Raw genomic sequence first — 13,354 nt, forward strand, 5'->3', positions numbered from 1 at the left:
ATGATAGGAAAAATCATCAAAGGCGTAGGCGGATTTTACTATGTGCACACGAAGGACGGGGTATACGAATGTCATGCCAAAGGTGCTTTTCGCAATAAAAAGGAGAGACCTTTGGTTGGCGACAGGGTCGAGTTTTCGGAAGTTCCGGACAGTGAAAAGGAACACACAGGCCATATTTTACGTATACTGGAAAGAAAAAATGAACTCATTCGACCTTTGGTCAGTAATATTGATCAGGCAGTGCTTCTCTTTGCCGTAAAAAATCCGGCTCCGTCTTTTCCCCTTATAGACCGGTTTCTTTTACATCTTCTGGTGAAAGAGATTCCCTGTCTCTTGTTCTTTAATAAGAAAGACCTCTTGACTAGGGAAGACGGTGATTTTATAGAAGAAATAAAGGAAATTTACAAAAAAGCGGAGCTCCCCGTTTATTTTCTGCAAGGAAACAGCGCGGAGGATAAGAATAGAATTCTTTCTCTTTTAAAAGGGAAGACGACAGTGTTTTCCGGCCCGTCCGGTGTAGGAAAATCGACCATGATTAACTCCCTCCTCGGAGAGGAAAAGATGGAAACGGGCGGGCTTTCCGAGAAGATAGCAAGAGGAAAAAATACGACAAGACATGCTGAGTTTTTCGCTTTGGATGAGGACAGTTATGTTTTGGATACACCGGGCTTTACTTCCCTTTTTCCTCCGGAAATCAGCCCGGAGAATCTTCGCTATTTTTATCCGGAGTTTGAAGCCTACAGAAAAGACTGCCATTATAACAGCTGCGTTCATATCGGAGAGAGAAAAACGGATTGTGCAGTAAAACGGGCAGTTTTGGAAGGAAAGATTTCGGCTGTTCGCTATGAGAGTTATAAAAAACTTTACCAAGAGTTAATAGAAGAAGGCAGGCAGTAAGCAGAAAGAAGGTGCAAAAGATGAAAAACAGACTGTCTCCATCTGTCCTTGCGGCGGATTTCGGAGCGTTAAGAGAAGATCTTTATTTAGCGGAAGAGGCGGGAGCCGAGAGTTTTCATTTTGACATTATGGATGGACATTTCGTGCCCAACCTTTCCTACGGTTTAAGTCTTGTTTCCGCTTTGAGAAAGAACTCCAAGGCATTTTTTGACGTGCATCTTATGGTGGACAATCCGGACTTTTATTTTCCGCTGTGTAAGGAAGCCGGAGCGGACAGAGTCAGTTTTCATGTGGAAGCGACTCCACATATTGACCGCTCCCTTCATGCGATAAGAGAACTTGGGATGGAGGCGGGGGTGGCTCTAAATCCGGCAACTCCTCTTTCCTCTTTGGATGAAATTTTACCTATTTTAAGTTATGTGCTTCTTATGAGTGTGAATCCGGGATTTGGGGGACAAAAGTTTATTCCTTATAGCCTGGATAAGGTAAAACGGCTTAGAAAGTTGGCGGAGGCACGAGGATTTGATTTGGAAATCGGCATAGATGGCGGCGTGGGATTGCAAAATATTCGGGATATTCTGGACAACGGGGCGAACTTTATTATTGCCGGCTCTTCCGTATTCTCCAAAAAAGAGGAAGTCGGAGAGAGTGTGAGACAGTTCAATCGTTTTATTCGGAAAAATTGATTTTTCTGCAATACAAGGCAGTGGCTTGAAAAAGCTATCGTATCAGTTTATATTTAAAAGAACGACAAACCGGAATAAGCGTATTCCATACGGGAAAATGCAATACTCGATAGGAAAAGAAGGGGGCAGTATGCTGGATATTAAATTTATTAGAGAAAATCCTGATCTGGTTAAGGAAAATATCAAGAAGAAATTTCAGGATGAGAAATTGAATCTTGTGGATGAAGTAATTAATTTGGATGTAGAAGCCAGAAAAGTACAGATGGAAGCCGATGAATTAAGAAGTAAGAAAAACCAGGTTTCCAAGCAGATTGGCGCCCTTATGGCTAAAGGAGAAAAGGAAGAAGCGGAGAAGGTAAAGGAAGAAGTTGCCGCTTTCTCCAAAAGACTTTCCGAATTGGAAGAGAAGGAGCCCATGTTGCAGGAAGAGATTCTGAAACGCATGATGGTGATTCCGAATATGATTGATCCGTCTGTACCCATTGGAAAGGATGATAGCTGTAATGTGGAAAATGAACGCTTTGGAGAGCCGCTTGTTCCGGATTTTCCCATTCCCTACCATGCAGACATTATGGAGAGTTTTGGCGGTTTGGATATGGATGCTGCAGGACGTGTTGCAGGAAACGGTTTCTATTATTTGGTGGGGGATATGGCAAGATTGCATTCTGCAGTCCTCTCCTATGCGAGAGATTTCATGATTGACAGAGGCTTTACCTATGTTATTCCACCCTATATGATTCGTTCCAAGGTGGTGGACGGTGTAATGTCCTTTGCCGAAATGGATGCCATGATGTATAAGATTGAAGGAGAAGATCTCTATTTAATCGGTACTTCGGAGCACTCCATGATCGGAAGATTTATCGATCAGATTTTACCCGCAGCCTCTCTTCCCTTAACGTTGACATCCTATTCTCCCTGCTTCCGAAAAGAGAAGGGGTCTCACGGAATTGAAGAAAGAGGGGTTTACCGCATTCATCAGTTTGAGAAGCAGGAAATGATTGTGGTTTGTGAGCCGGAAGATGCGATGAACTGGTATCAGAAGCTGTGGCAGAATACGGTGGATTTCTTTAGAAGCCTGGATATCCCGGTCAGAACTCTGGAATGTTGTTCGGGAGACCTTGCTGACTTGAAGGTAAAGTCCTGTGACGTGGAGGCTTGGTCTCCAAGACAAAAGAAGTATTTTGAGGTAGGATCCTGCTCAAACTTAGGGGATGCACAGGCGAGACGCTTGAAGATTCGTGTGAAGGGAGAGGATGGAAAGAATCATTTGGCCTTTACCTTAAACAATACCTGCGTAGCTCCACCCAGAATGCTGATTGCCTTTCTTGAAAACCATTTGCAAGAGGATGGAACGGTAACGATTCCAAAGGCATTGCAAGCTTATATGGGAGGAAAGGAAGTTTTAGTTCCGAAGTATAATTCCGTTGAAAAAGAGAGAAAAGCTTAGTTTTGTACCTGCTCGCTCATTTTCCATAAAATGAAAGCGGAAAAGTAAATAATCTGTAACGGAGAAGCCGTTCTTTCTGTCATAAAGAGAGAACGGCTTTTTTCTTATAAAATGCAGTTTTTAAAAAAGATATAAGGAAGTAAGAAAGAGATTTATTGATAATTTTTCGCCTATCCTCTATACTTTTAGAAATAGTGCCATACTTGCCTAGCTTAGAAAGGAAAAATATGGAACCAATCATTTCCGTGAGGAATTTGAAGAAAGTTTTCAAAATTGGAGACAATGATGTCCCGGCACTAAACGGTCTGGACTTTGATATCTATCAGGGTGAATTCATTGCCATAGTGGGAACCTCCGGATCGGGCAAATCCACTTGTTTAAATATGTTGGCAGGATTGGAGAAACCCAGTGAAGGAGAGATTCACATCGTCGGGGAAGCCATAGAGAAGATGAGTGAGTCGGAACTTGTCAGTTTCCGCAGAAATCATGTGGGATTTATTTTTCAAAGCTACAACCTGATTCCTTTTTTAAATGCTGTGGAAAATGTCGCTCTGCCGCTTATGTTTCGCGGCGTGGATAAGGAAGAGAGAAATAAAGAGGCCCTGCATTATCTGGAACTTATGAATATTGCGAAAGAAGCGGAACATACGCCGAATCAGATGTCCGGAGGACAGCAACAAAGAGTGGGGATAGCTAGAGCCTTGGTTATTAATCCGGAAATCATCTTTGCGGATGAGCCGACCGGAAACCTGGATTCCCATACCACGGAAGAGGTGCTGAGCCTGATGAGAAAGATTGTGGAGGAACAGAAAAAAACCTTGATTATGGTTACGCATGATCCCCATATTGCATCCTGGTCCGACAGGCAGCTTCGAATCGTAGACGGCAGAATTGTAGAAACGGTGCTCCGGGAAGGAAGCGCCATAGAAGAAGAAATTTTAGCGAATAACGGAAAACGCCCCTATACAGTGGTGCATCCTTTAAAAAATGAGGTGAAGAATGATGAAAGAGAATAGAAAAAGAAGAAAAGCAGGGGAAGGAGTAAGAGCATTCCTGAGAACTACGATACGAAGCAGTGCGGTTTTCTTCTTGTCTTTTACTATGCTTTTTCTCTTCTGCTTTGAAAGGCATGCCTATGCATCCTATGTCAATACAAACTTAAATACCTTTTTTCATGATCCGCAGGACATTCCTACAGGATATCCCGGCCAGGAGATGGAGATTAAGGTAAGAGTAGGTTATAACGGAGTTAACGGTTTGGCCAACCCGAATACCGATGAAATCAAGAATGTTCGTGTTCGTCTGTCCAATGACCAAAGCTACCTGACAACAAAGAACAGTCCTACCAGAACGAATAAAGACAATCCTTATAAAAATGCCGGCGATGACGATGAGCAGGGAGAGGCACAGAAGGATGCTTGGGATGAGGGCTATAAGGCGGGAAAGAACAATGCCTATAAAAACGGATTAAATTATGTTTATCCCGTGGACGGCGGCGTCTATCCCTTTGAAGTGAATGCTTCTCTTTTCACACAGGAAAAAACGTTAGCTTCTCTAAAAAAAGGAGAGTATCAGGAGCTGACCTTTAAGGTTAATGTTCGTGCGGATGCCCTGAAGATGAAAGACGGTGCGGGAAATACCAGCGACGGCTATTTCGGTGTTCCTTTTACCATTTGGTATACCGATGGAAACGGACAGGAGCAAAACAGAACCGAGTTTGTCAATGTGTTTATTACCGAAAGCGGAGAAGTCAAGAATTCCGGTACGAAAATATTGGAGAAAACTTTTGTTGTGGGAGAGAATCAGTTGACCCCGACGGGAAATTATCCGACACCGATGAATTTTTCCGTAAATTTCAGAAACCAGAGTAAGAATACTCTCTATGATGTTAAAGTGAAGTTTAACACGGCACTCGCTGAGAAAGAAACCGTACAGCTTACAGAAAATCCGAAGTCGGAAGCACAAAAGGATTTTCCCTTTGCCATTAATGAGGCAAATTATGACCGGGATTTTGCCGTGGTAAAACCCGGAGAAACCGTAAGCCCGAGCTATTCCATGGCAATCAAATCCAATACGGCAAGCGGCTATTATCCGCTTTCCTATACGGTAAGCTACAAGGTGGCACCGGGAGCAAATGTTTCTGTCAGCGATACGTATTCCTTCTATGTTAACGTGCGCAATTCCACGATGATTCAGGTGGATAAGGAAAAATTGGGTGATTTCAACGCCAATGACAGAACAAAGGCAAGACTCATAGTCAGTGCCTATCGTACGGAACCGGAGAAGGTTTATGCCGGACAGGATTTTAAGCTTTATTTGACGATGAAAAATGCTTCGACTTCCATCGCGGCTAGCAATATTCTTTTTACTTTAACTTCCGAGAAAAGTCAGGATGCCGCCGTGTTTGCTATCGCTGACGGAGCCAATTCCTTTGTGGTCAATTCTCTCGCGGCCGGAGCGGAAACGGAACTGACTTTAACCGTGAAGGCGAACGCCGGTGTGGATCCGAAGTCCTATGTGATGAGTATCAATGAGAAATATGATTCTCCGGACTTTAAGAATGCGGAAGAAAAGGTGGATATTGATATTCCTGTAAACCAGACGGCGCGCATGGGATTCTCCAACTTTAGCGTAACACCGGAGTCCGTGAGTGTAGGAAGCGAATCCAATGCGATGTTCGGCATCAATAATACCGGTAAGGTTATCCTCTATAATGTACAGGCTATATTCCAGAGTGATTACATTAAAAAGGCAACAGCGTATGTAGGAAACATTAAGCCCGGTGAAACCGGAAATGTGGATGTGATGCTTTCTGCCGTGAAGGCAACGGGTGGTGACGATACGATTCCGGTAGAAATTCAGTACGAAGATGTAAACGGTAATAAATTTACCGAGAAAACGGAAATCAACTTGACGATTACGGAACAGGCCGAGACTCTTCCGGGAGATTCCATGGATAATGTACCCAATTCACGGATACCCGAAAATCATACTTCGTCCGTTCCCTTAGCGGTAGGCGCTGTTGTAGCTGCCCTTATCCTTTGCGGAATCGTTGTAAAGATAAAGAAAAAAGGAAAGAATAAATAATGAAGATGCAGGACTTATTTCTTCTGGCTTTTTCCAATCTGCGAAGAAGAAAAATCAGGACCTTACTCACTGTGCTCGGTGTAGTGATTGGAACGGCATCTATCGTAGTCATGGTGAGTCTGGGGCTGGGAATGAGCGAAAGTCTTTTACGTTCGTTTCAAAGTTCCGGCTCTCTTACCAAGATTAATATCACAAACTACGGCGGTATGGGAACGAATGCCAAAAATAAGGTGGAGCTCACGGATGAAAGCATTCAGTCCTTTGAATCCATCCCTCATGTTATTGGGACCTCACCTTCCTTGGAAGTGTATGTCACGGCAAAGGTGGGAGCGCTGCAGGGAGATTTCAGTTTGAGAGGAGTTTCACAGGCCTATTTTCAGCAAATGAAGCTGAAGGAAGGGACTTATCCGAAGAAGGGTGACGCCGAGCTGAGTCTTATTTACGGAAATACGGTGGCAGGTTCCTTTCATAAGGGAAACAACTGGGACAAAGAATATTCCATAGATCCGATGAAGGATACTCTTTTCTATATATTCCCGGAAGCGCAGGATAACAGTAAACCCGGCACGGCCCAAACGCAAGGCGAACAGAATAAACCGCAAAAAAAGTACATCATTAAGACTTCCGGAGTGATGGAAGGCAGTGCAGAAGATTATAGTGAAGATTCCAGCTATGTTTATGCAGACCTGGACAGCCTAAAGGCTTTCCTAAAGAAGATTTATAAGAAAAATCTGGTGCCTGATCCGAAAACCGGAAAGAATGGAAAGCCTCTTCGTTATTATTCTTATGACCAGGCCTATGTCTTTGTGGATGATATGAATAATGTTGCCGCTGTGCAAAAGCAAATCACGGATATGGGCTATTCCTGCTATTCTCAGGTGGAGTGGTTAAAGCAGGCGCAGGAACAAATCAAGACGACACAGCTTGTTTTGGGCGGAATCGGTGCGGTTTCCCTCCTTGTTGCGGCAATCGGCATCATGAATACGATGATGATGTCTATTTTCGAACGAACCAAGGAAATCGGTGTTATGAAGGTTCTGGGCTGTGATATGGGGGATATTCGTAATATGTTTCTTACGGAATCGGCCTTAATCGGAATCCTTGGAGGCATAGTCGGAATAGTGTTAAGCTATGGCGTGTCTTTTATCATTAATTTTCTTTCCTCAGGCGGAGGAGAAATGGTGGACAGCTATACCGGAGGAGGTGGCGGAAATATCTCTACTATACCTCTTTGGCTTGCCGGTTTTGCCATTATTTTTGCCATGCTTGTCGGAATGCTGTCCGGTTACTTCCCCTCAGTCCGTGCCATGAAGCTGAGTCCGCTTGCAGCAATTCGAAATGAATAAATCGAGTCTTGTTTCATGAATGGGAAAATGATACAATTTTCCCATTCTTTTTGTATATGGAGAAAGGGAAAATTTATGCTTAAAATTGCGAAATTCGGAGGCAGTTCCTGCGCCAGCAGCGAACAGTTTGAAAAAGTAAAAAATATTGTGATGGCAGACCGGGATAGGAAGTATATTGTGGTTTCCGCACCGGGAAAAAGAAACGGTAAGGATACCAAGGTTACCGATTTATTTATTTCCCTATATGAAGCCGTGCAGAAAAAGAAGGGAATCGAGGAAATTGTAGAAAAGATTAAAAGACGATATCAGGAAATTATAGAAGGCTTATCTTTGTCTATTTCTTTGGAGGACGATTTTTCGGAAATTGTGAGAAGACTTATGGAGGGGGACAGCTTGGATTATGCCGCTTCTCGTGGAGAATATTTAAATGCCCGTGTCATGGCGGAATACCTCGGATTTCCTTTTATCGATGCGGAACGGCTGATCTTCTTTTCCGGAGATTCCTGTGACTTTAAAAAGACGGAGGAGGTGGCAAAGTCTGTCCTTTCTTCTGTGGAATATGCTGTTATTCCCGGTTTCTATGGGGTAAATGAAAACGGAGAAGTGGTAACCTTTAGTAGAGGCGGTTCCGATGTGACCGGCTCTCTCATTGCCGCGGCGGTTTATGCGGATTTATATGAAAACTGGACCGATGTTTCGGGATTCCTTGTCTCCGATCCGCATATTGTGGAGAAACCGGAGGTGATTGATTACATCACTTACAGAGAACTGCGCGAGTTAAGCTATATGGGTGCCGGTGTATTGCATGAAGACGCTATTTTCCCGGTAAGAAAAGAGGGGATTCCCATCCAGATCAAGAATACCAATGCGCCGGAGGATCATGGTACGATGATTGTGGCGAATACCTTAAAAAAGCCCCGTTTCATCATTACCGGAATTGCGGGAAAGAAGAATTTTTGTTCTATCAATATTGAGAAAGCCATGATGAATGCGGAAATCGGCTTTATCCGGAAGGTGCTTTCCGTAATTGAAGAAAATGGCATTTCCGTAGAACATACACCGTCCGGAATTGACACCTTAACGCTTTTTATTCATCAGGAGGAGTTGGAGTCTCACGAGCAAAAGGTATTGCAAGGGATTCAGAGGGCTGTGAATCCGGATCTAATTGAATTGGAATCGGATCTTGCTCTGATTGCGGTTGTGGGAAGAGGAATGAAGTCCTCCCGCGGTGTTGCCGGAAGGATTTTCTCGGCTCTTGCGCATGAATACATCAACATTAAGATGATTGACCAGGGTTCATCCGAGTACAATATCATCATCGGCGTGAAGAACGAAAATTTCGAAGCGGCGATCCGGGCTATTTATAATATGTTTGTGCTTTCCGCCCTGCCGACTAAGAAATAGATAGTGATATGGAATGACAGAAAGTAAACCGGTAAGGGATGAAGATGCGGTTAACAAACTTAAAGGGAGTCAAGGAAAAGTCCGAAAAAGGAAGGAATGCAAAGGGAGAAAAGTGGATATTATCGTAGTTGGCGGAGGGCCGGCAGGCATGATGGCGGCCATTTCCGCAAAGCAACATAAGAAGAATGCTGAAGTTCTTTTAATTGAGAAAAATGAAAAGCTCGGGAAAAAGCTTTTCATCACCGGAAAAGGGAGAGGAAATCTGACCAACAGCTGTGAAGAAGAGCAGTTTTTTTCCCATTTTCTCAGAAATCCGCGCTTTATCTACCCAGCCTTTCGTGCCCTTTCCAATCGGGACTTGATGGATTTTATGGAGAAAAACGGCTGTCCCTTAAAGGAAGAAAGGGGAGGCAGAATTTTCCCCGTCAGCGATAAGGCCTACTCCTTAACCGATGCCCTGAAATTTGCCTTAAAAAAACTTGGTGTCAAGGTAGAATGCGACCGGACTTTGAAGACAGTGAAGAGAAAAGAGGATGGCTTTCTTTGTAATATTGGAGGAGAGGAAGTTTTTACCAAGAAGCTGATTCTTGCTACGGGAGGCCTTTCCTATCCCTCTACCGGTTCTACCGGAGACGGCTATCGTTTTGCGAAGGAGTTCTCTATTCCCGTCACCAAGCTTTATCCCTCTCTGGTCAAAATGGAGGTTTTGGAAGAGGATATTTTCTCTCTTTCCGGACTTAAGCTAAAGCATATTACTGCAACGGTAGAGGATGAAAAAGGAAAGGTTTACGGAAAAAAGACGGGAGAACTCTATTTTCAAAAGGACTCCGTGCTGGGCCCGACCGTGCTCTCCCTTTCCGCGGAACTTTCTCCTATGATTCACGAATCCCCTATGGGGGCTTTTGTCCTCGTTATCGATTTAAAAGGAGAAATGGAGGACTTTGACAGAACTTTCCTTTCAGAATGCGAAAAAAGAGGAAAGGAGAGTTTGAAAGATTTGATTCAAGAAAAGCTTCCGAAACAGCTATTTTTAAGCTTCTGTAAACGCTTGGAAAAAGAGGGGGTCGCTTTGGGAAAAAGGGCTTCGGAAAGTAAAAAAGAAGAACGGAAAAAGATTTTAAAGCTCTTTCATCATTTTCGTTTTACGATTGCCGCAACAGGTAGTTTTAAGGAAGCAATAGTTACCATAGGGGGGATAGATGTGAAGGCTCTTTCCAAGAAAACCATGGAGGCGAAGAGCGTAGCGGGATTGTATTTTGCCGGAGAAATCATTGATGCAGACGCCTATACAGGCGGTTACAATATGCAGATTGCCTTTTCCACGGGATACCTTGCCGGAAAGTCTGCGGCAGAGGCTCTTGCTATATTGCAGTAGAAGTGAAAGGAGAAAAAATGCCCTATTCAATTGCTATTGACGGTCCTGCAGGTGCGGGAAAGTCGACCATTGCCAAAGCGCTTGCGAAAAGCTTGGGCTACTATTATGTGGACACGGGGGCTCTATACAGGGGCCTTGCCTTCGGTCTTTTGCAAAAAGGAGTTCCCTTTCAGAATGAAAAGGCTGTGGAAGAGGAAATCAAAGGAATCCATGTAGAGCTTCTTTATGAAAACGGAGTGCAAAAGGTGCTATGCAACGGAGTGGACTGTAGTGCTCTTATTCGTACTTCGGAAATAGGGGAGGGGGCTTCCGTGATTTCACAATATGCCTCCGTTCGAGAAAAACTCCTGGATTTACAGCGCAATGTGGCAAGGCAACATTCTTGCGTGATGGATGGAAGAGATATCGGCTCCGTGGTCCTGCCCGATGCCAATAAAAAGTTCTTCCTGACTGCCTCTCCGGAAGTGCGTGCAAGACGAAGAACGCTGGAATTTCAACAAAAAGGAGAATCTGCGAACTACGAATCCGTTCTGGAAGAAGTAAAGAAAAGGGATGAGAGAGATATGAGTCGCGCTGTAGCGCCTTTAAAGCAGGTGGAGGATGCGATTTTAATTGACAGCTCCGGCTTGAACATTGAGGAAGTAGTGGATAAAATGCTCGCTTATTGCGTGGGAAGTGAGGCATAAGATGGCGGTTGTCCTGGCAAAAAGTGCAGGATTCTGTTTTGGTGTGGAAAGAGCGGTGGATGCGGTATACCGTGTTTTGGAGGAAGAGGAGAAAAAAAATCCGAAGGACCGTCTTCCCATTTATACTTACGGGGCTATTGTACATAATGAAAAAATAGTGGAGAATCTGGAAAGCCGCGGAGTTCATGTGCTGAAGAGCAAAGAAGAATTAAAAGCGCTTGAGCAAGGAATTGTTGTGATTCGGGCGCATGGCGTCGGAAAAGATATTTATGAGCTTTTGGAAAAAAGAGGACTGAAAATAGTGGACAGTTCCTGCCCCTTTGTACGAAAGATTCAGAAATTGGTTGCCGAGCACAGCAAAGCCGGAGAATCGGTAATCGTTATGGGGGATCCCGAGCATCCGGAAATTCAGGGCATTCTCGGATGGGGAGATGGTGATGTTACGGCGTTAAAAGGGATAGAAGAGGTTTTGTGCTTACCCGACGGAAACGGAAAAAAGATTTTTGTTGTGGCACAGACCACTTTCCATATTGATAAATTCAAAACAGTTCTTGAAACTTTTAAAAAAAAGGGGTATCATACATCTGTTATCAATACGATTTGCAACGCAACTTTCGAACGGCAGTCAGAAGCAAAGGAATTAGCTGGTAAGTCCGATGCCATGGTGGTTATCGGTGGAAGCAGTTCATCTAACACGAAGAAGTTATATGAGATATGCAAGGCGATTTGTCCTAATACCCAGCTGATACAAACGGTGAAAGATCTCAAATTCAACTCGGATGAAGCGATTCGCAACGTAGGTATCACAGCAGGGGCAAGCACCCCAAAAGAAATTATAGAGGAGGTTCTAACTTATGTCAGAAATGAGTTTTGAACAATTGCTTGAAGAATCATTAAAATCGGTTCATGCAGGAGAAATCGTTACAGGAACAGTCATCAGCGTAAAGCCGGATGAGATTGCACTGAACATCGGGTACAAGTCCGATGGAATCATGACCAGAAGTGATTACAGTGCCGACAATCAGTTGGATCTTACTACCGTTGTAAAGGTGGGAGATGAGATTGAATGTAAGGTAAAGAAGGTCAATGACGGGGAAGGACAGGTTATCCTTTCTCACAGAGACGCTTTACAGTCTAAAGCTTCCGAGGAGTTGAGAAAGGCTTTCGAAGAGAATGCAATCCTTACAGGAAAGGTTGTTCAGGTAGTTAAGGGCGGATTGAATGTGGAGGTGGACGGAGCAAGAATTTTCGTTCCCGCATCTTTGGTATCCGACAGCTTCGAGAGAGATTTAAATAAATACCAGGGACAGGATATTCAATTTGTTATTACGGAGTTCAATCCTGCGAAGAGAAGAATCATCGGTGATAGAAAGCAGATTATGTCTGCACAGAAGAAGGAACAGCATGACAAGCTTTTCTCCGAGTTAAAAGAAGGAGATACTCGTACCGGTGTGGTTAAGAACCTTACCGACTTCGGTGCCTTTATCGACCTTGGCGGAGCAGATGGACTTCTTCACATCTCCGAGATGAGCTGGGGAAGAATTGAAAATCCGAAGAAGCTCTTTAAGCCGGGACAGGAAGTAGAAGTTTTGGTTAAGGAAATCAGCGGAGAGAGAATTGCGCTGACCAGAAAGTTCCCGAATGAGAATCCGTGGAAGGATGCGGAAAGTAAGTATGCTGTAGGGGAGATTGTAAAGGGAAAGGTTGCCAGAATGACCGACTTCGGTGCATTCATCGAGTTGGACAAGGGCATCGATGCACTTTTGCACGTTTCTCAGATTTCCAAGGATCATGTAAACAAGCCGTCCGACGTGCTTGAGCCGGGTCAGGAAATTGAGGCAAGAGTGGTTGATCTCGATGTAGATAACCACAAGATTTCTCTTTCCATCAAGGCTCTTCTTCCGGAAGAAGAGGAAGATACGGCTGATGTAGATGTATCCGCTGTCAGTGAAGAAGAGTAATCCACCGGGATTTCTTAAACAAGCGATGCGTTTATCTTGCAATATCATGAATGAAAGGCTGGGCTTAGCTCAGCCTTTTTTAGTATGACGGGCATGCCGTCAATCTGTGGTGCAAGTCCACAAGGGGCGTAGTTGCCGACGAACCCCATAGCGACTCCCAAGGTTTACATCGCGAGGTGTAGGCGAGAAGAAGGGATAGCGAAATCGTAGCCTGACGAACAGAAACCTGATATTAAGGCGTTTACGGCGGATGAGCTGGCTAAAAGCAGCAAAGTCCAAAAGGCAACCGTAACCCGTAGGCGTAAATCAGGCAGGTAGACGAGGAAAGACTGGCAGGCTTATCCCGTGAGGTCTCACAGACGAGGAAACTCGCCGTAGCAACAACGAACTGTGAGAAGTCAGCAGAAGCCGTAGTAGGTATGATTCTGAAATGGATGATACCGAAGGGCTGAACAAGGTAACTGT

At 44.2% G+C, this 13,354-nt stretch carries 12 protein-coding genes; 11 read left to right on the forward strand and 1 reads right to left on the reverse strand.

Annotated features, from left to right (window positions below):
- The 11 genes from rsgA (at position 1) to rpsA (ending at position 12,889) form a co-directional block, all read left to right on the forward strand.
- Positions 1-897 (forward strand): ribosome small subunit-dependent GTPase A, encoded by an 897-nt coding sequence (rsgA, locus tag HMPREF9624_RS00840; RefSeq protein ID WP_009428514.1) that lies wholly within the window; start codon positions 1-3, stop codon positions 895-897.
- A gap of 20 nt (positions 898-917) precedes the next feature.
- Positions 918-1,583 (forward strand): ribulose-phosphate 3-epimerase, encoded by a 666-nt coding sequence (gene rpe, locus HMPREF9624_RS00845; protein ID WP_009536107.1) that lies wholly within the window; start codon positions 918-920, stop codon positions 1,581-1,583.
- A 130-nt stretch (positions 1,584-1,713) separates the two neighbouring features.
- Complete coding sequence (serS, locus tag HMPREF9624_RS00850; protein WP_009536108.1) at positions 1,714-3,030, forward strand: serine--tRNA ligase; 1,317 nt, start codon at positions 1,714-1,716, stop codon at positions 3,028-3,030.
- A gap of 227 nt (positions 3,031-3,257) precedes the next feature.
- Positions 3,258-4,046 carry an ABC transporter ATP-binding protein gene (locus HMPREF9624_RS00855; protein ID WP_009428625.1) on the forward strand — a complete coding sequence of 263 codons (789 nt, stop codon included), beginning with the start codon at positions 3,258-3,260 and terminating at the stop codon, positions 4,044-4,046.
- Positions 4,033-6,117, forward strand: coding sequence for a COG1361 S-layer family protein (locus HMPREF9624_RS00860; RefSeq protein ID WP_009536109.1), 2,085 nt, complete (start codon positions 4,033-4,035; stop codon positions 6,115-6,117). The genes HMPREF9624_RS00855 and HMPREF9624_RS00860 overlap by 14 nt, the downstream gene beginning before the upstream one ends.
- Positions 6,117-7,463 (forward strand): ABC transporter permease, encoded by a 1,347-nt coding sequence (locus HMPREF9624_RS00865; RefSeq protein ID WP_009536110.1) that lies wholly within the window; start codon positions 6,117-6,119, stop codon positions 7,461-7,463. Before HMPREF9624_RS00860 ends, HMPREF9624_RS00865 begins: the two co-directional genes overlap by 1 nt.
- Before the next feature lie 75 nt (positions 7,464-7,538).
- Complete coding sequence (locus tag HMPREF9624_RS00870; RefSeq protein WP_036594498.1) at positions 7,539-8,867, forward strand: aspartate kinase; 1,329 nt, start codon at positions 7,539-7,541, stop codon at positions 8,865-8,867.
- Positions 8,868-8,979: 112 nt separating this feature from the next.
- Positions 8,980-10,242: a BaiN/RdsA family NAD(P)/FAD-dependent oxidoreductase gene (locus HMPREF9624_RS00875; protein ID WP_036594659.1), complete on the forward strand. Its 1,263-nt coding sequence runs from the start codon at positions 8,980-8,982 to the stop codon at positions 10,240-10,242.
- 17 nt (positions 10,243-10,259) lie between these two features.
- Positions 10,260-10,928: a (d)CMP kinase gene (gene cmk / locus HMPREF9624_RS00880; RefSeq protein ID WP_009536113.1), complete on the forward strand. Its 669-nt coding sequence runs from the start codon at positions 10,260-10,262 to the stop codon at positions 10,926-10,928.
- Position 10,929: 1 nt separating this feature from the next.
- The gene (gene ispH / locus HMPREF9624_RS00885) at positions 10,930-11,802 is read left to right on the forward strand and encodes a 4-hydroxy-3-methylbut-2-enyl diphosphate reductase (protein WP_009536114.1); all 873 of its coding nucleotides are present in this window, start codon (positions 10,930-10,932) and stop codon (positions 11,800-11,802) included.
- Positions 11,783-12,889, forward strand: a complete 1,107-nt coding sequence (gene rpsA, locus HMPREF9624_RS00890) for a 30S ribosomal protein S1 (protein ID WP_009429344.1) — start codon at positions 11,783-11,785, stop codon at positions 12,887-12,889. Before ispH ends, rpsA begins: the two co-directional genes overlap by 20 nt.
- Positions 12,890-13,148: 259 nt before the next feature.
- On the opposite strand, the gene HMPREF9624_RS11885 is transcribed toward rpsA, so the two are convergent.
- The coding region (locus HMPREF9624_RS11885; RefSeq protein ID WP_207635621.1) for a hypothetical protein at positions 13,149-13,354 on the reverse strand (206 nt) is incomplete at its 5' end.

Source organism: Oribacterium asaccharolyticum ACB7, from assembly GCF_000238075.1.
Classification (GTDB): domain Bacteria; phylum Bacillota; class Clostridia; order Lachnospirales; family Lachnospiraceae; genus Oribacterium; species Oribacterium asaccharolyticum.